This is a genomic window from Nocardia sp. CA-135398, assembly GCF_050955845.1.
Taxonomy (GTDB): Bacteria; Actinomycetota; Actinomycetes; order Mycobacteriales; family Mycobacteriaceae; genus Nocardia.
Map to the genome: position 1 here is coordinate 1628207 of NZ_CP192084.1, position 20258 is coordinate 1648464.

Sequence of the window (20258 nt, forward strand, 5' to 3'; positions counted from 1 at the left end):
AATGCCAACGCCGGACCGAATCACTCTGGGGGAGAGTGGATTCGGCCCGGCGTCGGGTCAGCGAGAAACTACGCGGTCGGCTCGAATGCCTCGGCGACGATTTCGGCTTGTTCCACCGCGTGCACCTTCGACGAACCCGAAGACGGGGCCGACATGGCGCGGCGGGAGATGCGGCGGAGCTTGGTGAAGCGCTCCGGGAGCAGCTCGGGCAGGTTCAGGCCGAAGAACGGCCAGGCGCCCTGGTTGGCCGGTTCTTCCTGGACCCAGGCGATATCGGTCGCATTCGGGTAACCGGCCAGTGCCTCGTTGAGGCGGAACTTGGGCAGCGGGTAGAGCTGCTCGATGCGGACGATGGCGACATCTTCGCGCTTCTGCTTGGCCTTTTCGGCGACCAGCTCGTAGTAGAGCTTGCCGCTGGTCAGCAGGACGCGCTTGACCTTGTTGCGGTCGCCGATGCCCTGTTCGTAGGTTGGCTCGTCGAACACCGAGCGGAACTTCGATTCGGTGAAGTCCTTCAGGTCCGAGACCACGGCCTTATTGCGCAGCATCGACTTCGGGGTGAAGACGATCAGCGGGCGACGGATGCCGTCGAGCGCGTGGCGGCGCAGCAGGTGGAAGTAGTTCGCCGGGGTGGACGGCACGGCGACCGTCATCGAACCCTCGGCGCACAGCTGCAGGAAGCGCTCGATGCGACCGGAGGTGTGGTCCGGGCCCTGACCCTCGTGACCGTGCGGCAGCAGCAGTACGACCTCCGACAGCTGACCCCATTTGGCCTCACCGGAGGAGATGAACTCGTCGATGATGGACTGCGCGCCGTTGACGAAGTCACCGAACTGCGCCTCCCACAACACGAGTGCGTCCGGGTTGCCCAGCGAGTAGCCGTATTCGAAGCCGACGGCGGCGTATTCGCTCAGCGCCGAGTCGTGCACCGCGAACCAACCCGGGTTGCTGCTGCCGATGTTGTGCAGCGGGGTGTATTCCTCGGCCGTCTTGCGGTCGATGATCACCGAGTGGCGCTGGGTGAAGGTGCCGCGACGCGAGTCCTGACCGGTCAGGCGCACCGCGCGACCCTCATCGATCAGCGTGCCGAAGGCGAGCAACTCGGCGAAGGCCCAGTCGACCTTGCCCTCGTAGGCCATTTCGCGCCGCTTCTCCAGCACCGGCTTGACGCGCGGGTGCACATTGAAGCCGTCCGGCACGCCGAGGAAGGCGTCGCCGATGCGCTGCAGCACGGCCTTGTCCACGGCCGTCACGACCGTCGCTGGCACCTGCTGGTCGTCCTCGACCGATTCACTCGGCTCCGGGGTGTATTTCTCCAGTTCCCTGACCTCGTTGAAGACCCGCTCCAGCTGACCCTGGTAGTCACGCAGCGCGTCCTCGGCCTCTTTCATGGAGATATCGCCACGACCGATCAGGCTCTCGGTGTATGCCTTGCGCACCGAGCGCTTGGTGTCGATGACGTCGTACATGTACGGCTGGGTCATCGACGGGTCGTCGCCCTCGTTGTGGCCGCGACGCCGGTAGCAGATCATGTCGATCACGACGTCCTTGCGGAACTTCTGCCGGAAGTCCACCGCCAGGCGCGCCACCCAGTCGCAGGCCTCAGGGTCGTCACCGTTCACGTGGAAGATCGGCGCGCCGATGAACTTCGCGATGTCGGTGGAGTATTCGGTGGAGCGGCTGTTCTCCGGTGCGGTGGTGAAGCCGATCTGGTTGTTCACCACGATGTGGATGGTGCCGCCGACCCGGTAACCGCGCAGCCCCGACAGGTTCAGCGTCTCCGCGACCACACCCTGACCCGCGAATGCGGCGTCACCGTGCAGCATCAGCGGCATGACCGAGAAGCCCTCGGGCCCGTCGCCCTTGTTCAGCAGGTCCTGCTTGGCGCGCACCAGACCCTCGAGCACCGGGTCGACCGCCTCCAGGTGCGAGGGGTTGGCGGTGAGCGAGACCTCGATCTCGTTGTCGCCGAACATCTGCAGGTAGGTGCCGCGCGCGCCGAGGTGGTACTTCACGTCGCCGGAGCCGTGCGTGGCCGCCGGGTTCATATTGCCCTCGAACTCGGTGAAGATCTTCGAGTACGGCTTGCCGACGATATTGGCGAGCACATTGAGGCGACCGCGGTGCGGCATACCGATGACGACCTCGTCGAGCGAATGCTCGGCGGACTGGTCGATCACGGCGTCCATCATCGGGATGACGGCCTCGGCGCCCTCGAGCGAGAAGCGCTTCTGCCCGACGTATTTGGTCTGCAGGAAGGTCTCGAAGGCCTCCGCGGCGTTCAACCGGTTCAGGATGTACTTCTGCTGTGCGACAGTCGGCTTGACGTGCTTCTGCTCGACCCGCTCCTGAATCCACTGCAGCTGCTCGGTTTCCAGGATGTGGGTGTACTCCACACCGACGTGGCGGCAGTAGGCATCGCGCAGCACCGAGAGCACATCGCGCAGCTTCATCCGCTCCTGGCCGTGGAAGCCCGCGACATCGAAGGTGCGGTCCAGGTCCCAGAGGGTGAGGCCGTGCTGGGTGACATCGAGGTCCGGGTGGCTGCGGAACTTGTCCTTGACCAGCCGCAGCGGGTCGGTGTCGGCCATCAGGTGGCCGCGGTTGCGGTAGGCGGCGATCATCTCGAGCACGCGGGTGCTCTTGTCGACGCCGCGCTCCTTGACGTCCTTGCGCCAGCGCACCGGCTCGTAGGGCACGCCGAGGCCGTGGAAGATCTCGTCGTAGAACTCGTCGCTGATCAGCAGGTTGTGGATGGTGCGAAGGAAGTCGCCGGACTCCGCGCCCTGGATGATGCGGTGGTCGTAGGTCGAGGTCAGGGTCATCAGCTTGCCGACGCCGAGCTCGTTGATGCGCTCGTCGCTCATGCCCTGGAACTCGGCCGGGTACTCCATCGCGCCCGCGCCGATGATCGCGCCCTGGCCCGGCATCAGCCGCGGCACCGAGTGCACGGTGCCGATGGTGCCCGGGTTGGTCAGCGAGATGGTGACCCCGGTGAAGTCGTCGATGCCGAGCTTGCCGTCGCGGGCGCGGCGCACGATGTCCTCGTAGGCGGTGTGGAACTGCCCGAAGGTCATCGCCTCGCAGCCCTTGATGGCCGCGACGACCAGCGAGCGGTTGCCGTCCTTGCCCGCCAGGTCGATGGCGAGGCCGAGGTTGGTGTGCGCCGGGGTGATCGCGTTGGGCTTGCCGTCGATCTCGGCGAAGTGCCGGTTCAGATTCGGGAACGACTTGACCGCCTGCACGATCGCGTAGCCGAGCAGGTGAGTGAAGGAGATCTTGCCGCCGCGGGTGCGGGCCAGGTGGTTGTTGATGACCAGGCGGTTATCGATCATCAGCTTCGCCGGAATGGCGCGCACGCTGGTCGCGGTCGGGATCGCCAGCGAGGCAGACATGTTCTTGACCACGGCGGCGGCCGGGCCGCGCAGGACCTTCGCTTCGTCGGCCGCGGTTTCCGCGGGCTTCGGCCCGCCCGAGGTGGGCGCGGCATTCGAGGTCGGCGCGGGCGTCGTCTGCGGCGCGCGGGTGGTTGGCTTCGCCGGCGCGGGCGCGGGAGGCTTCGGCGCGGCGGGCGCGGGCGCTGCCGGGGCGGGGGCCGCTGCGGCCGGGGTCGCGTTCACCGGCGCGGGTGCCGGTGCCGGGTTGGCCACCTGCGCGGGCGCGGCCGCGGGCGCGGCGCTGTTGACGGAATCACCCACGACTTCGGGCGTGTAATCGGCGAGGAACTCGTGCCAACTTTCATCGACGGAAGATGGATCCTGTTTGTACTTTTGATACATCTCATCGACTAGCCACTGGTTCTGTCCGAACTGGGAAGTTGAGCTGCTCACAGCAGGTGTTCGCCTCATTTCGTTCTTCGCGCTGCGACGTTTGTGACGTGCCCGGCACGGGGATCGGCGGATGCGCGCCGATGCGCCCTCTCTGAGGATAGGCCCAGCAGCAAATCAGTGGATCGACTGACCACCGGACAAACCCGATCCCAAAGATGACGACCCGTCCTCACCCGAGAATATTCCCCCCGTTTCGCTGGCCGCCGCCCATAGCTGGGCATAGCGGCCACCGACCGCAACCAATGTGTCGTGCGACCCGATTTCGGCGATTCGTCCGCGTTCCACGACGGCGATCCGATCGGCTCGCGCTGCCGTGCCCAGGCGGTGCGCCACGACGACGGTGGTGCGGCCACGAGTCAGTGATCGGCTCGCTACCAGCACCGATGCCTCGGTCTCCGGATCGAGGGTGGCGGTGGCCTCGTCGAGCAGCAATAGATCCGGGCGCACCAGTTCGGCTCTGGCGAGGGCGATCAGTTGGCGCTGGCCCGCCGACAGCCCGCGGCCGCGCTCGCCGATCGGATGGCGCATGCCCTGCGGTAGCGCGGCGATCATATCGGCCGCACCGACCGCGGTGGCGGCCGCCGCGATCTCGGCTTCGGTCGCCGACGGTTTCCCGAATGCAATGTTGCTGGCGACATCGCCGGTGAAGAGGTGAGCTTCCTGCGGGACGATGCCGAGCCGGGCGCGGTAGTCGGTGAGGCGGTAGTCACGGATGTCGATGTCATCGACCTCGATCGCACCCGGGTTGTCGCGTGGCAGGTCGTAGAGGCGGGCGAGCAACTTGACGATGGTCGATTTGCCAGCGCCCGTCGGTCCGACCAAGGCCAGCGTGGATCCGGCCGGAATTCGCAGTGACACTCCGTCGAGGGCGGGCTTCTCGGTGCCCGGATAGTGGAATCGGATGTCGTCGAGGACGACCTCGCCGCGCAATCCGTGGTCGATCGCGATCGCCTCCGGTGGGTCGGCGGCGATGGAGGACGGGGTGCGCAGCAGATCGCCGATGCGGCGCAGGCCAACGCGCGCCTGCTGGTAGCCGTCGAAAACTTGGGACAACTGCAGGATCGGGCCGAAGAGCAGCTGCAGATACAGCACGAAGGCGATGAGTGTGCCCGCGGTCGTCGTATCGGCGGCGACTTCGCGCGCGCCGAAGTACACGACCGCGGCCAGCGCCAGATCGGCCCAGGCGATGACGAAGGCGAAGTACATGGCGATCGCGCGCTGGGCGCGCATCCGGCTGGCGCGGTAGCGATCGGAGTATTCGGCGAAGCGACGGGCCGCGATCGGCTCGTGCCGATTGGCTTGGACGGCGCGCAGACCGGCGACATTCTCCTGGAAATCGGCATTGACGGTCGAGACGTGTTCGCGCGAGACGGTGTACGCGGTAGACGAGACGCGGCGGAACAGCGCCGTCGCCACCAGCAGCGGCGGCAGCGCGATCAGTACTACCGCCGCCAGCGAGGCGTCGATGACCAACAGCGCCACCGCGATACCGACCAGGGTGAGCACGCCGATCAGCGTGGTCGCGACGCCGGTTTGCAGGAAGGTCGAGAGGGCGTCCACGTCGGTGGTCATCCGGGTCATGATCCGACCGGACAGCTCGCGCTCGTAGTAGTCCAATCCAAGCCGTTGCAGATGGGCGTAACTGCGCACGCGCAGGCCGTAGAGGACGCGTTCACCGGTGCGCGCGGTGAGGACGGTGGTCGCCGCGCCGATGACGAGACCGAGCACCACCAAGACCGCGCCGAGCACTCCGGCTCTGCCGAGTGCGCCCGAATCATGGCCGCTCACACCGGAATCGATGGCGTAACGCACGATCGGTGGGAAGGCGACGCCGATGAGGGTGTCCAGTGCGAGCAGTGTGATGACGGTCAGGACCAACCAGCGCACCGGACGCAGCAGGCGAGCGAGCCGGAATCCGGGATCCGGTTGCCGCAGCTGTTCATCGTCCAGGCCGGGTTGTTCGGTGGCCGGTGGCAGACGTTCGATGGTGCGGCGAAGTTCGGGGGTTTCGCTGAGATCGGCTGCTGCGCCGGAGAATCCGCCTGGGCCGCTGGTCGGTGTCGCCGCGCGAGTGAAAGTTGTCGTCGTCCGCCCGGAACCGGTGGCTGTGTCGCGTTCGGCATCGGTGGTGGTGCTTCCGAAATCGGTGGTGTGCTCGGCATCGGCTGGGGTGCCGACGATCATGGCTTCGCCGGTGGCATATGAGACCGGCCGAGGGAGCCGGATCACCCGATCCGCATGTGCCAGTGTGGATTCCCGATGCGCCAGGATCAACGTGGTGCGCCCGCCCGCATCGGGTAGCTTCTCGAATATGGCCGCCTCGGTCACCGCATCGACCGCGGAGGTCGCATCATCGAGCACCAGAATCCGCGGGCGCGCCAATAGGGCTCTGGCCAAGGCGATTCGCTGCCGCTGTCCGCCGGACAGCGTCAATCCGCGTTCGCCGACCACGGTGTCGTAGCCGTCCGAGAGTTCGGTGATGAACTCGTCGGCAGCGGCGAGTTTTGCGGCATAGCGTATTTCGGCATCGGTGGCCTCAGGTCGGCCGAGGGCGATATTCGCGGCGATGGTGTCGCTGAACAGGAACGGGTCGTCGAACACCACCCCGACCGCGCTGCGCAGATCGGATGCGCGCAGGTCGGCGATATCCACCTGCTCTGCGGTTTCCGCCGATCCGAACAAACGGATGGCGCCGGAATCCGGGGCGTAGAAGCGTGGGAGAAGCAGTGACAGCGTCGACTTCCCGGAGCCCGCGGGCCCGATGACGGCGACCGTCTCGCCGGGCCGCACGGTCAGGTCGAGGTCACGCAGGATCGGCTGTGCGGGATCGAATCCGAAAGTGAGCGAATCTATTTCGATGCCCAACGGGCCGTCCGGGAGTTCGGTGGGGGCAGGTGGATCGGCGATTTCGGGGGCCGCGTCGATGACCTGGTAGACGCGCTCGGCGGCGGCCCTGGTCAGCTGGGCCATGATCACCACCGAGGATATGGTCCGGGTGGTGACGGTCATGGTCGTGACGTACGCGGAGAAGGCGAGAAAGGTGCCGATACCGATGACGCCGTGCAGGGCGAGCAGTCCGCCCACAACGATCACCGCGACCAGCCCGGCTTGCGGAATCGTGGTCACCCCGGGTGCGAAGCGCGCATTGATCTTGGCGGCGCGCATGCGCTCGGCGTAGAGAACGCGCCCGTGCTCCTCCAGCACGCGCACCATCCGAGCTTCCTGCCCGAAGCCCTTGACGACCCGCACGCCGGTGACGGTCTCTTCGACATGCTGTGCGACCTCGGCCGCGCGCTGCTGCGCCGACCACGTTGCCGCGTACAGGCGAGGCCGCATCCGATACACCAGCACCGCGATGGCTGGGACCACCAACAATGCGACGGCGGCCAGCGGCGGCGACAGCCACACCATGACCGCGGCGGCCAGCAGGAACTCCAGCAATGCCAGCCCCGACAGCGGTGTCATCGCCAAAAGGCCCTGCACCAACTGCAGATCCGTGATCGAGCGCGACACCACCTGTCCGGTGCGCAGCGCGTCCTGCCCGACGCCGTCGAGGCGCTGCAACGAGGCGAGCAGGCTGACCCGCAACGAGTGCTGCACATCGAGGGATAGCCGTCCGGCCAACATGCGGCGTCCGAAGGCCGCCGAGAAGCGGCCGAGTGCGACGAGGGCGAGCAGGGCCGCGATGGTCCCGATGACGGAGGTGTCACCGAATCCGGCCGCATCGACCGCTCGCTTGGTCAGCAGCGGCGCGGAGATCTCGACCACCGCTCCGGCCGCCAAGGCGATCGCGATGCCAGTGACCGTTCCCCGGTGGCTCCAGCACTCGGTCCACAGTCTGCGCATCCAACCCATACCGCGCTCGGTCACTTCCGCTGCTCACCCCGTCTTGTCGTGCTGATACCGACGGTAATGACACGTGCCGCACCGCTGTTTGTTCCCCGCGGCCGGGACCGGATCAGAGTTCGGCGGTGCGGAGCAACCACCAGGCTCCGCCCGCCGCGGCGAGGGTCCAGAGGATGAGGACCACCAGTGCGGCGGGGGTGGGGGCCAGAAAGTCGCTGTCTTTGAAGGAGCCCACGGCGACGGTGCTGAGGGTGGCCGAGCCGGGCAGGACGGTCACCACTCCGGCCAGGCCGATTGCCTTGGCGACCACCCAGATCAACGGTTCGATGATCACCAGCCAGCCGAGCATCGCCACGACCGCGGTGGTCGACGTGCGTAGCAGCAATCCCAGACCGGCGCCGATCAGCGACCAGCAGACCGCGGCGAGCAGACCGCCGCCGAGCACGGCGAGTAGGCGCACGCCGAAGTCGAATTTGCCGCGGCCGAAACCGAGCAGGCAGGCGAAGGCGATGAGTTCGACAACGAAGGTCGCCGCCAGCGCGAAGCCCGCGGTGACCAGGAATTTCGCGGCGGCGAGCCGGTCTCGGTCGGGGGTGAACATGGCGGTGGACGGCATTGTCGCGTAACGGTATTCGGCTCCCGCACCGGCCGCGCCGAAGGCACCGGCCAGTACGATCGCGGCCGCGAGTCCGATATACAGCCCGATGGTCGCCGCGCCGGTGGCCGGATTGGATTTCGGATCGGCGGGTCCGGCGAGCAGTGCGGTCACCGTGCTCGCGACGAGGGCGATCGCCGGGATCAGTGCGGCCAGGATTCGGCTGGCGCGCAGCGTGGCGACCTTGCGGACCTCGGAGTTGACGGCCGGAACGAGATCCGGGGGCAGCACGGTGATCATCGTGGAATCCCTTGCGGTGCGATCCCGGCATAGGGGGCGGGCTGGGGCGGGCGGGCCGGTTTGACCAGTGCGGCCAACACTCGGTCGGGGTGGATCTGGTCGGCCGCGATATTGTCCACGCGCACACCGGCCGCCGTCGCCGCCGCGCGGATCTGCGCTTCGGTCGCCTCGGCAACGGCGAGGCGACCGTCGGGACGGATCACCGCATCGGTGAAGCCCTGTGCGGCCAACATGGTGGCGAGTGCGATCGGGGTCGATGCGGCGACGACCAGACGATCGGGATGGCCGCGCCGCAGCCGGGCGGGCGTGCCCTGATAGACCACCGAGCCCCCGCTCACGACAATGATGTTGTCCGCCATCGGAATCACGTTCGCGAGGCCTTCGCTGGTCAACAGGACGGTGCCGCCGCGGCGGGTGTGCCGCCGCAGGAAGTCCGCCAGCCAGGCGCGTTCGGCCGCGTCGAGACCGGCCAGCGGTTCGTCGAGAATCAGCAACTGCGGGTCGCCGAGCAGTGCGGTCGCCAGCGCCAGCCGGGTCTGCGATCCATCCGACAGCTCGCCCGCCCGCGTCTTCGCCAGGTCACCGAGACCGACCACCTGGATCACCTCGTCGACCCGCGCGTCCTCGACACCCGCGGCGGCCGCATAGACGAGCAGATGATCGCGCGCGCTTCGAGCCGGATGCAGTCCGCGCGGCTGCAACATGCCGCCGACAACCGCGGCTGCTTCGCCTCGCCGGGAGCCAGGTCCGCCGACCGCCGCGGTTCCGGAGGTCGGCTGGAGCAGGCCGAGCAGGATCCGCAGAATCGTCGTCTTCCCCGCGCCCGCCGGACCCACCAGGGCGGCGGTGGTTCCGGACGGCACGGTGAAGCTCACGTTTTCCACCGCGGTGACCAGGTTGTAGCGCTTGGTCAGGCCGCGAACGGAGAAGGCGAGCGGTCGGGCAGAACTCATCGCGGCGTGGTCGGGGGTTGCGGCTTGGCCGGATCCAGGGCGGGCAGCGGATCGGCGTCGATGACGAGCTGCCGATCGGCGGGCCAGGTCACCGGCGCGGGTCCGAATGCCTTGCGCGCGTTGCTGATCGTGGTCTTGCCGAGTGTCCGGTTGCCGACGCCGCCGATCACCGCGCCGATACCGGCGGGCACCACCTTGCCCGCCATCAATGCCGCCCGCTTGGTGATGAAGCGAATGATGAATCGCTTGAGCAGCGAATCGTTCATGCTGGACAGGCCGGGAATCCTATTGGCGAACAGGGTGCCCCAGTTCTTCGCCGAATGACCGACCGTCTTCTCGACGATCTCCATCCCGCTCTCACCGAGCACGACCGCGAGCACCAGTGCCCGCCGCGTCTCCTGGTCCTCGGGTGAGATGCCGTGCACGGCAGCGACGGCCAGCGTGAACACCGCGGACGCCTCCATGAAGAAGGTCGTCTCGGCACTGACCGCCGCGAGCGCCGCGATGGTGCCGACGCCCGGCACCGCCGCCGTCGCACCCACCGCACCGCCACTGCTGGTGACCGCGAGCAGGTACTGGTGCTCCAGCCGCTCGATGATCTGCGCGGGACTCTCCGACGGATGCGAACGCCGCAGCCGGTCCACGTACTTGGCGACCGCGGGCGCCTGCAGGCGCGACCCGCTATCGAGTAGCTGGACCACCGTCTTCTCGAACGTGCCTTTGAACACGGCGATATCCTCCTCTTCCGCCCGTACGCAACGACCTTATTGCACCGACCGCCATCAACTCGTCATGACAACGATGTACCCGGTCGGTCGGGTTCCCGATGGGGGATGGCAGCCGGCGGGGTGGGTGTACCCAGTGTCGGTTCGATCACGCCGGTTCGTGCAGGGCGGGCACTCGCTCGGTGAGCGGTGGCGGTGGCGGTGCGGTGCCGTCGCCGAATGGCCTGCCGCCCAGCGCTTCTCGGCCGTGCGGGGTCAGCAGGCCGGTCAGATCCGGACCCTTGGGCACGATCTGCGTCGGATTGATGTCGCCGTGCACCACGTAGTAGTGCGTCTTGATCTGCCCGAAATCGACGGTGTCGCCGAATCCGGGTGTCTGGTACAGATCGCGCACATAGCCCCAGAGCACCGGCATTTCGCTCAGTTTGGAGCGGTTGGTCTTGAAATGGCCGTGGTAGACCGGATCGAAGCGGACCAGCGTGGTGAACAGCCGCACATCGGCCTCGGTAATGGTGTCGCCCACCAGGTAGCGCTGGGTGGCGAGCCGTTCCGACAGCCAGTCCAGCCGACCGAAGAGCCGATCGTAGGCCGCCTCGTAGGCCGCCTGCGTACCAGCGAATCCGCACCGGTAGACGCCATTGTTGACATCCCGGAAGACCGCCTGGTTCACCTCGTCGATCTCGGCCCGCAACTCCTGCGGATACAGCTGCGGCGCACCGGGGCGATGGAATTCGGTCCACTCGCTGGAGAAGTCCAGCGTGATCTGCGCGTAGTCGTTGGTCACCACCTGTCCGGTGGGGATGTCCACGAGCGCGGGCACCGTGATGCCGCGCGGATAGTCCGGGAACCGTGCGAGGTACGCATCGCGCAACCGGGGGATGCCGAGCACCGGATCCACCCCACCGGGATCCAGATCGAAGGTCCAGCTGAGCTTGTCGTGCGTCGGCCCGCACAATCCGAGCGAGATGACGTCTTCCAGCCCCAGCAATCTGCGCACGATCAGCGTGCGATTGGCCCACGGACAGGCCCGCGCCGCGACCAGCCGATACCGGCCAGCCTCGACGGGATACCCGTCGCGGCCATCAGCAGTAATGCGTGTGGTGATGTAATTCGTATCCCGCTTGAACTCACCGGCTTCGACGTAGGAGCCGTTTTCCGATACCGCCTTGGTCACTTGCCTAGTCTGGCAGATCTACGCCTGAATGACGGCCGCGAGCGGTGTGGATGAGCATCGGGGGGCGGCAGCGGGCGAGGTGGTGAGCTTAGTCTTGCCGGATGAGTGATACGAAGGCCACCAGGCTGACCCGGGAAACCACCGACGGCGGCGCCGAGGTCGCGACCCTCACCCTGGCCAATCCGCCGCTGAATCTGTTCGACCAGCCGATGCTCGACGCGCTCGTCGAGGATCTCGCCGAGCTGTCGGCCAACCCACCGCGCGCGGTGCTGCTGCGGGCCGAGGGCAAGCTGGTCTCCGGTGGCGTCGACGTGCACGTCTTCGACGGGCTCCTCTCACCTACCCCGCCGACTCCGTCGGCTGCCATCCCCCTAGCCGTTGAACAGGGCGCCGAGCTGTGGCGCGCGCTGTTCGCGCAGATCATCCATCCGCTGGAGGCGCTGCCGTGTCCGGTGGTCTTCGCCGCACACGGCCTCACCCTGACCGCCGCCTTCGAAATGGCTCTGGCCTGCGACATCATCCTGGCCGCGCCGAAGGCGAAATTCGGTCTGGTGGAGACCGTCGTCGGCCTGACGCCGTCGATGGGCGGTCCGCAGCGGCTGGCCGAGCGTGCCGGTTCGGGCCGTGCCCGCGAATTCGTGATGACCGGTGACCTCTACGACGCCGCGACCATGGCCGAATGGGGCGTGGTCAACGCCATCCACGACGATGTCGACACTGCCGCAAGGGAATTGACGAATCGCCTTGCCGAGGGCCCGACCCGGGCGCATGCGGCGACCAAACAGATCATCGAGGCGTGGCGCTCGGGAGGTGTGGCGCACGCGGATTCGGTGACGCCGGAGGTGTCCGGCGCGCTGTTCGACACCGCGGATCTGCGCGGCGCGGTGCGTAGCTTCCTGGAGGTCGGGCCGGGGAAGGCGACCTACACCGGCCGGTGACGGCAAGGACACGTTCCTCGCCTACGCCAGCGAAAGTGTGACTCGCGTCATATAGTCGCAGGAGCCTGCAGGCTCGAGGCGCGTGCGGAGGACCCATGTCGCAGTTTTTGGTCGAATATCCACTCAACCGTCCGCATGCTTGCGATGCCCCGCTGGCCCGCGGCGCCGATGGGGTGCTGCGCTACGGCAATCTCACCCCGGCGCTGACCGAACTATTGGATCTGCAGGTGCATGCCTTCTCGACCAGGGAGGCGGTGGTGGAAATCGGCGGCCCCCGGCTGAGTTATCGGGAACTGTGGCACTCCGCCTCCCGCATCGCGGGCGGTCTGCAGGAACACGGCATCGGCTACGGCGACCGGGTCGCCATCCACATGCCGACGGGCGCGCGCTGGGTGCAGGCCTTCCTCGGGGCGCTGCTCAGCGGCGCGGTCCCGGTGCTGGTGCACGACGGGCTGCCCGATGCGGTGGCCGAGCGGGTGATGGCCGACAGCAGTACCGATTTCGTGCTCGGCGCCGGCGGCGACGAATTGCCCGACGGCGCCGCCTTCATCGATGACGGTGCGGCCCTGAGCGATCTGGCACTGCTCTGCTACACCAGCGGCACCGGGGTCTGTCCGGCCAATGCCACCGTCGCGCCCAAAGGCGTCGAGCTGACCAACGAAAATCTACTCTCGGCAATCCGTTCCGTCGTCGCGGCGATGGATCTGCCGACCGATGGACTGCGCAATCTGGTGTTGTTACCGCTGGCCCACGCCAGCGGCTGTGTGGACCAGCTATTGCCGACCTTCGCGGTCGGCGGCACCGTCGTCCTCGCGCCGGACAGTCGCAGTCTCGCCGAAACCATTGTCTCCGAACGGATCGATATGGTTTCCGCGACACCACGCATCTTCTCGCGCCTGCTGCCCGAACTAGCGGGACTGCGCACCGAGGGACTGCGCACAGAGGGCATCGTCCGGGTCAGCAATGCGGGACATCGCGGCGAACGCGCCGCCGATCGCACCGATCCCGCCGATCTGGTCGCGCCGCTGCGGGATATGTTCCCGGCCGCGCGGCAGTGGTCGGTCTGGGGTGCGACCGAAACCAGCGGCATCGGCCTGGTCGTGGACGACTCGACCGACACCGCACCCGGTGCCGATCGGGTGCTCGGATTCCCCTTCGGCGGAACCGAATTGGCACTGTGGGGGCCGCAAGCGCAGACCGGACACGGCGAATTGCTCTGTCGCGGACCGAATGTCACCCACCGCTACTGGAACGATCCGGAGACCACCGCCGACCGCTTCACCGGAAGTTGGTTCCACACCGGCGATCAGGTCAGTATCGACGCCGACGGTCTGGTCCGGCGCGAGCAGGCGCAGGCGGGGTGACTCACTCGAGCAGGCGATCGCGCAGCCGTGCGCGCAGCTCCGCGGTGAATCCGATGGCGGTCAGATAGGTCTCGAAATCACCGTGGCTTACGTGTACCGCATCCGTCGCGATGCGCAGGTAATCCTCGCGCACACCGAGGATATCGATGGAAAGTTCTACTCCCGCAGTGAGTTTCGGCGCCATCATGGCGCGCAGGGCGGGGACGGCGTCATTGCTGGCCATGAAGTCGGTGAGCACATCGTCCTCGCCGACCGCCACCGCGCGCAGCAGCGTCGCGATTGCCCAACCGGTGCGGTCCTTACCGGCCGCGCAGTGCACCAGCACCGCGCCGTCGCCGGCGGCGATCGTCTCGGCGATGGTGATGATCGCGGCATTGGCCTCGGGCAGGGCCGGGAAGTACCGGTAGACCTCGAGCATGTGCGTGAACGCCGAGTCGGTCTGCGCGTCGTGCGGCGGCGCCTCTGCCATCCGGGAGTCGAACGGTGTGACATTCAGCCGCACGCCCTCGGGCAGATTGTCGTGGCCGATGTGCTCGATCTCGCGCGGCCCGCGCAGGTCGAAGACATCGGTGACGCCGAGTTCACGCAGGATCGCGTGGCCGGGCAGATCGAGGCCGCTCAACTGGGCCGAGCGCAACAGCACGCCGGGGCGGATCCGCGCGCCGTCGACGGTGCGCAGACCGCCGAGATCGCGGAAGTTGAACGTGCCGGTCAGATAGAACTGGTCGGCGGATGGCGAGAGAGTCACCGGTCCAGGCTAGCCACCTCGCGGTGTCGGCACGGTGTCGATCGCGGAACCGCCGTCCGTCCAGATTGCGAGGTCTTTGTGTGTGATCCGCCACAGCACACCGGAGCGGGACCGGCTGGCACCGTAGTCTGGTCGATGGTCTTCTTGCGTCGGGCAGACGCGAGAGTGACGCCCGGGGAGGCGATTCCGGTGAACACCGCTCGATCGCAGAGGGATTCCGGTTGGGTAACAAAACATTCTTCCAGTCTGGAAATACCCGCTGAACCCATTCTTAAACCCTGGAAACCCTCTACCATTGATGAATGTTGGACTGGGCATCCAGGAAATTCCCTAGCGGGGGATTCGTGAGAGTCGCCTGTCATGTTCAGCGAGTCGCGCCGACGAAGGTGCGCGAGTTCTTTCCTCGAGGGAGTCGTCGTTGAGCGTACGTGGAGAAATAGCGGCGGTCAGGCTGCGGCCGACCATCTGCGAGGCCGTCGAGAAGGCGGCCGCCTCACTCGATTTCACCGGAGTGCGAGCACTTCGGGTGCTGCTGCATGCCGGTGTGAGCGCGTACTGGCCGCTGGTCAAGGCGGCACCGGCCAAGCAGGCCCGCAGGTACGAGGCGACCGCGCATCAGCTGGCCGAGCGGTGGGAGGCGCAGACCGAATGTGTCGCCGACCCGCAGGCCACGGCCCTGTTCCGCGAGATGGATTCCGAGGTCGCGAGCTTCCTTGACCTCTGCGCCGACCGGTCGGGCGCCCAGTGGTTGGAGCCGACCGATGCCATCGCGGCCTACGCGGTCTCGGTGTTGCAGGGCACGGTGCTGCGCTGGCTCGCCGATTGCAATGACGAAACGATGCTGGTGGTGCTCGACGACCTGGTCAGCAGCCTGGCGAGCCGGGCCGCCGAAGTCTGATCCCACCAGTACTGGACGTTTGACCAGTTTGGTGGTTGAGTGGGGCTGGTGACAGACACGTCGCCGATTGCCGCACTGGATGCGGCCACGGCCGAGCTGGACCCGCCGCTTGCCGCCCTCGACCTGACCGCGCTGCGTGCCAATGCCGCTGACCTGGTCCGTCGCGCGGGTGGGGTGCCCATCCGGGTGGCGAGTAAATCGGTGCGCTGTCGCGCGGTGCTCGAAGAGGTGCTCGGCGCCGAGCTCACCGCATCCGGTGGCTTCGCGGGCGTCATGTCCTACTCGTTGGCGGAGGCGATCTGGCTGGTCCGCCTCGGTGCGCGCGATGTGCTACTCGGCTATCCGACCGTCGATCGCGCGGCGCTCGCCGAACTCGCCGCCGATGACACGCTGCGCCGATCCATTACGTTGATGGTCGATGATCTCGCCCAGCTGGACCTGATCCGCGCCGCGATCGGCACCGATCTGGCGCGGCCGAGAATCTGCCTCGACGTGGACGCATCGCTGCGAATCGGCCCGCTGCACTTGGGTGTTCGACGCTCGCCGGTACGCACCCCCGAACAGGCCGCCGCGCTCGCGCGCGAAGCGCTGCGCCGTGGGTTCGACGTGGTCGGCGTGATGACCTATGAAGCGCAGATCGCCGGGCTGCCCGACGCCAATATCGCTGTGCGCCTTGTGAAGCGGGCCTCGGCGGCCGAGATCGGCAAGCGGCGCGGACAGGTGCTGGACGCGGTGCGGTCGGTGGTCGGCAAGTTGGAGATCGTCAATAGCGGCGGCTCCGGATCCATCGAGGTGAGCGTCACCGATCCGGATGTCACCGAGGTGACCGCGGGCTCCGGGCTGTATGTGCCGACGCTCTTCGATCACTACCGCGCCTTCACCCCGCGCCCGGCACTGTTCTTCGCCACATCGGTGCTGCGCAAGCCGACCCCGTCCATCGCAACCGTTTTCGCGGGCGGCTACATCGCCTCCGGCCCGACCGGGGCGTCGCGGGTGCCGAAGCCGGTGTGGCCCACCGGTTTGAAGCTGCTCGGCACCGAAGGCGCTGGCGAGGTGCAGACGCCGCTGTCCGGAGCCGACGATCTGCGGATCGGCGATCGGGTGTGGTTCCGGCACGCCAAGGCGGGCGAGCTGTGCGAGCGGTTCGACCAGGTCCATCTGATCGATGGCGACGGCACGCGGACGACGGTGCCCACGTATCGCGGTGAAGGTAACTGCTTCGGCTGAGCCGCCCGCTAATTGCGAATTGCGCGGGACGGCAATTTCAAGATCGAATTCGGCTAAAAGAACCAACCGGTCCGGACTGATTATTTTGGTCACCGTCTGAACAAATGATGAAAGAAATATTCAGCTGAGTCGCAGGAATGTCGCCAGATCCGATAGATCGTCCGGCGTACTCGGTAGATATTCGGTGAGCAGTGGGGACCGAATGATCACCGCCTTCCACATCGCCCGGCACAGCGTCGCCTGAACCAGACTGCGCGACAGCAGGAATCGCATACCGTAGGGCGCGTCGGCAGGGCTGGAGGTGGTCATCGACATGAGCACCACCGCCGCCTCCCGGCCGCGGAATCGTTCGGCGGTGCCGACCAGCACATCCTCGATCTTGGCCCGGGCCAGCAGCGTTCGGATCAGGCCGACCTGGGCGGTGTAGGGCGCGACCACGAGGATGTCGTGCGGATGCAGCCGTCGGGTCATCGCGCCGGTCGTCCACGAGACGCCGAGCAGGGCACGGACGCGGCGGACCACCTCGCGGGCCTCGGCCATCGATTCGGTCGAATCGCCGCTGTGCGGCACCAGCACCGTCTCCAGGCCCGGTTCGATGCCGTCCAGTTGCCGTGCGAGCGTGACGGTTTCGTTGGAGCGCAGCCGATTGTCGTAGTACAGCCGGGAGATCGGATCACAGACCCGCGGATGCATCCGCCAGGTGCGATCCAGGAAGTAGCCGCGCTCGGCGGGCAGGGTGTGGCGGCCCTCGGTGAGCCAGCCGAGCACCGATTCGTCGACCGGTTCCGGATGCGCGCTGCGCGCTGCCGACGGCGCGGGATCACCGAGCAGCAGCAGATTGCGCGCACCGACCGCGACGGCGACGGTATCGGCGAGCGGGAAGCGGCCCGCATCGGCGATCACCAGCAGGTCCAGACTGTCGCCGGGGACCACATCGTCATCGGCGAAATCGGCCGGGAGGCCGCCGATTACGCAGCCGTTGACCGCATTGTCCAGAAACCGCGGATAGCGTGTGCCGTCGATCACCGACCACTCCGGCGCCACCGCCTCGACATCCTTCTTGGCCACCAGTTCCGGTAGCACGCCCATCGCGACGATCATGTCGAGCAGGCTCTCCACCGTCGCGTGCGTCTGCGCGACAATGCCGACGCGCCACTTGTGCCGGGTGACAAGACGTTCGATCGCCCTGGCGATGGTGGAGGTCTTGCCGGTACCCGACGGTCCCTGCACCGCGAGATAGGAATCGTCCAGATCGCGCACCGCGGCCGTGATGGCCGCAGCATGGTCACCGTGCACATCCGGTAGCCGCTCGGCACGCCGTAGGCGCGGGGGTCGGCGGGCGAGGATGTCGAAGACCGCGCCCGCCGGGATCTCCGGTAGAGCCATCAGCAACTGCTGGGCGGCGAATTCGACCGCGGTCTCGATGTTCTCGTCCCAGGCCGGTAGGCCGGGTGCGATCGCGGTCGGCAGTTCGTCATAGGGTTCGCAGCCGTGCGGCAGTAGTTCCTCCAGCCGCACGGTGTCGTCGAAGTTCGCGTCCACCGAACAGCCGAGCACGGTCGCGGTGGCGGTCGCGCGCCGACCGACGGCGGTGATCATCCCGGCGGCGACCGGCTGATCATAGAAGGTGTAGACGGTGGTGCCCGGCGCCAACACTGTGCCGGTCGCGGCCCCGCCCGCGGTCTCGCTACCGCCCCAGCCGATACCGATCCGTCCGGTCAGCGTGAGGTATCTGCGCATGGTCGGCTGATGCGGGCTGCGATGCCACTTGGTATCGACCGTGCCCCAATCGGCGACCAATACCCCTGGCGCGTCGGCCCATTCGTCGACCGGATGACTGAGTCGGTCGGCATGTGCCCACCACAGCGGCTGGCGTTCGCGTCGGTGATAACCGAGCGCCGCCGCCATCAACGCCGCGGGATGACGTGGTTCGCCCTGTGCCGCCGCGAATTCCGCGAGTGCGGCCTCGATCGACGACGGCCGCGACGGCGGCAGTGGGTCCGGCTCCTCCGGGTTCGGCACCAGGCACCACGAACTCGCCTGATCCAGCGGCACCGCATCCGAATCAACGCGTCCTTCGGCCACCCGATCCAGCAGCCAGTCGCGCAGCCGCAGCACCGTGACGCAATCGCGTTCCTGGCCCGCCACATTCGGCAGCAGCCGCCGCAACCGGCTCAGCCGATAGGAGCGTTCCCCGATCAGCAGGGCATTGCGCACGATCGGATACAGATCGACGAGGACACCGTGGTACAGCAGATCCTCGACGGTCTCTTCACCGACGCCGAAGCGACCCGTCCACCGCAGCAGCGCCGAGCGCACGCCGGAGGTGTAGTGGTACACGCGCACATCCGGATACATCCGCAGCCGTTGTGCGATGAAGTCGAGTGCCTCGGCCAATGCGCGCCGCTGCCCGGCCTCCTCGTCGGCGATTTCGGTCATCGCCCGATACGGTGCGGCAGCCGCGCCGAAGGGTGCACGGAAGGCCAGCTGGACCGTGCCCTTGCCGCCCACCTCGATAGCGAGCAGCCGACCCGACGGTCCCTCCTCGATGGTGAGTGCGAGATCGTCCGGTGACGGCGGCGGCAACGCGCCCAATGCGATCGGATCGACCAGCGTGTGGGTCGGCTGTCCGGAATCTTCTCGAGCCAGCTGGATTTCGGCTTGGCGACGCAATGCGCCGAGGGTGCGCGGCGGCAGGCCGGGCACGGTCGCGGTACTGCTCGCCAGCCGGTCGATGGTGCTCACCCCGGCCTCGCGCAATCTGGCCCGCGCCGTGCGCGACATACCGGCGACCAGCAGCAGATCGCGTGCCGCCGAGAGTGCGCTGGTGCAGGTCGGACAGTGGCCGCAGGCGAGATAGCGCGGATCGCCCCACTGCACGGGCAGCAACTCGCTCAGCTTGTCTTCCAGGATCCGCTCCACCCGACCGCGCCGGGCGAGATACACCGGCAGCAGATCGGTGAGCGCGAAGGTCTCGCTGTCCTCGTCCAGAAACAACCGGACCAGGGGAGCGGTGAGTGCGCCGCTGCGGTCCAAAGCGTCGGCACAGGCGGCGAGTTCGAGTGCCGCGTCGATCCGATCCGGTGGACCCGTCGCGGTGCCGTGCACGGTATAGCGCACCCGATGACCGGCCCGAACCAGGAAATCGCTGGTACAGACGAATTTTCCGTCGAAGAAGGTGGCGCCGTTGATCACCTGCGCACCGGCCCGCAGCGCCGCTACCGTCTCGGCATTGGCCGCCCGCAGCGCGCCGATATAGCCCTCGGCATCGGCCGCCGGATCGTGCGCGGCGCAATGGATCTCCACCATCTGACTGCCGAACCGATCACGGAAGTCCGCGAGCCTGCGTGTGCGCGCATCGTCGAATGCGCTGCGCGACGCGTGATCCGGCAGCACATTCGTCGTGCCCGCGATGATGCCCAGTTCGGTATCGAGGGCACGCAGCAACTCGAATTCACAGTGCGCCGCACGCACCAGGTCGACGGCGGAACAGACGACACGATCACCGAACACGATCAAACGCGGCCTCCTGTGTCTTCGCCGGACACGGACGGCAACACTGTAGCTAGCCGATTTGACTGCGTTGAACTCGGTGTCCGCGGGGCCCTGCGTGGTGACGCAAGCTACCGCCTCCGGGCCCGTCGCTCCGACCGGCGGTTT

Annotated in this window: 12 protein-coding genes; 4 read left to right on the forward strand and 8 right to left on the reverse strand. The window is 67.3% G+C overall.

The genetic code is table 11. The features are described 5' to 3' along the window. Positions 1-68 precede the first annotated feature (68 nt). From ACQP1T_RS07350 to ACQP1T_RS07375, 6 genes are all read right to left on the reverse strand, one after another. A complete protein-coding gene (locus ACQP1T_RS07350) occupies positions 69-3848 on the reverse strand; it encodes a multifunctional oxoglutarate decarboxylase/oxoglutarate dehydrogenase thiamine pyrophosphate-binding subunit/dihydrolipoyllysine-residue succinyltransferase subunit (protein WP_433759183.1) in 3780 nt (1259 codons plus the stop codon). A 96-nt stretch (positions 3849-3944) separates the two neighbouring features. Further along, positions 3945-7685 (reverse strand): ABC transporter ATP-binding protein, encoded by a 3741-nt coding sequence (locus ACQP1T_RS07355; RefSeq protein ID WP_433762041.1) that lies wholly within the window; start codon positions 7683-7685, stop codon positions 3945-3947. A 103-nt stretch (positions 7686-7788) separates the two neighbouring features. Continuing rightward, positions 7789-8571: an ABC transporter permease gene (locus tag ACQP1T_RS07360; RefSeq protein ID WP_433759184.1), complete on the reverse strand. Its 783-nt coding sequence runs from the start codon at positions 8569-8571 to the stop codon at positions 7789-7791. Further along, positions 8568-9524: an ABC transporter ATP-binding protein gene (locus ACQP1T_RS07365; RefSeq protein WP_433759185.1), complete on the reverse strand. Its 957-nt coding sequence runs from the start codon at positions 9522-9524 to the stop codon at positions 8568-8570. The genes ACQP1T_RS07360 and ACQP1T_RS07365 overlap by 4 nt, the downstream gene beginning before the upstream one ends. Beyond that, positions 9521-10252 (reverse strand): hypothetical protein, encoded by a 732-nt coding sequence (locus tag ACQP1T_RS07370; RefSeq protein ID WP_433759186.1) that lies wholly within the window; start codon positions 10250-10252, stop codon positions 9521-9523. Before ACQP1T_RS07370 ends, ACQP1T_RS07365 begins: the two co-directional genes overlap by 4 nt. 145 nt (positions 10253-10397) lie before the next feature. Further along, positions 10398-11423 carry a glutathione S-transferase family protein gene (locus tag ACQP1T_RS07375; RefSeq protein WP_433759187.1) on the reverse strand — a complete coding sequence of 342 codons (1026 nt, stop codon included), beginning with the start codon at positions 11421-11423 and terminating at the stop codon, positions 10398-10400. Between the two features lie 101 nt (positions 11424-11524). Between ACQP1T_RS07375 and ACQP1T_RS07380 the strand changes: the two genes are divergently transcribed. Both ACQP1T_RS07380 and ACQP1T_RS07385 read left to right on the forward strand, forming a co-directional pair. Next, on the forward strand, positions 11525-12361 hold the full coding sequence (locus ACQP1T_RS07380; RefSeq protein ID WP_433759188.1) for an enoyl-CoA hydratase/isomerase family protein: 837 nt from the start codon (positions 11525-11527) through the stop codon (positions 12359-12361). A gap of 95 nt (positions 12362-12456) precedes the next feature. After that, a complete protein-coding gene (locus ACQP1T_RS07385) occupies positions 12457-13725 on the forward strand; it encodes a class I adenylate-forming enzyme family protein (RefSeq protein WP_433759189.1) in 1269 nt (422 codons plus the stop codon). A 1-nt stretch (position 13726) separates the two neighbouring features. Here ACQP1T_RS07385 and ACQP1T_RS07390 read toward each other — a convergent pair whose 3' ends face one another. Next, a complete protein-coding gene (locus tag ACQP1T_RS07390; RefSeq protein ID WP_433759190.1) occupies positions 13727-14473 on the reverse strand; it encodes a tyrosine-protein phosphatase in 747 nt (248 codons plus the stop codon). A gap of 418 nt (positions 14474-14891) precedes the next feature. Here ACQP1T_RS07390 and ACQP1T_RS07395 point away from each other — a divergent pair, with 418 nt between their 5' ends. Continuing rightward, a complete protein-coding gene (locus ACQP1T_RS07395) occupies positions 14892-15371 on the forward strand; it encodes a TetR family transcriptional regulator (RefSeq protein ID WP_433759191.1) in 480 nt (159 codons plus the stop codon). A 39-nt stretch (positions 15372-15410) separates the two neighbouring features. Next, positions 15411-16598: an amino acid deaminase/aldolase gene (locus tag ACQP1T_RS07400; protein WP_433759192.1), complete on the forward strand. Its 1188-nt coding sequence runs from the start codon at positions 15411-15413 to the stop codon at positions 16596-16598. A gap of 120 nt (positions 16599-16718) precedes the next feature. Here the strand turns inward: ACQP1T_RS07400 and ACQP1T_RS07405 are convergent, their stop codons facing one another. After that, positions 16719-20111, reverse strand: a complete 3393-nt coding sequence (locus tag ACQP1T_RS07405; RefSeq protein WP_433762043.1) for an AAA domain-containing protein — start codon at positions 20109-20111, stop codon at positions 16719-16721. Between the last annotated feature and the right edge of the window lie 147 nt (positions 20112-20258).

Coding starts and splice junctions, on each gene's coding strand:
- ACQP1T_RS07350 (WP_433759183.1), bottom strand. CDS start 3,848: ATGAGGCGAACACCTGCTGTGAGCAGCTCAACTTCCCAGTTCGGACAG.
- ACQP1T_RS07355 (WP_433762041.1), bottom strand. CDS start 7,685: ATGGGTTGGATGCGCAGACTGTGGACCGAGTGCTGGAGCCACCGGGGA.
- ACQP1T_RS07360 (WP_433759184.1), bottom strand. CDS start 8,571: ATGATCACCGTGCTGCCCCCGGATCTCGTTCCGGCCGTCAACTCCGAG.
- ACQP1T_RS07365 (WP_433759185.1), bottom strand. CDS start 9,524: ATGAGTTCTGCCCGACCGCTCGCCTTCTCCGTTCGCGGCCTGACCAAG.
- ACQP1T_RS07380 (WP_433759188.1), top strand. CDS start 11,525: ATGAGTGATACGAAGGCCACCAGGCTGACCCGGGAAACCACCGACGGC.
- ACQP1T_RS07385 (WP_433759189.1), top strand. CDS start 12,457: ATGTCGCAGTTTTTGGTCGAATATCCACTCAACCGTCCGCATGCTTGC.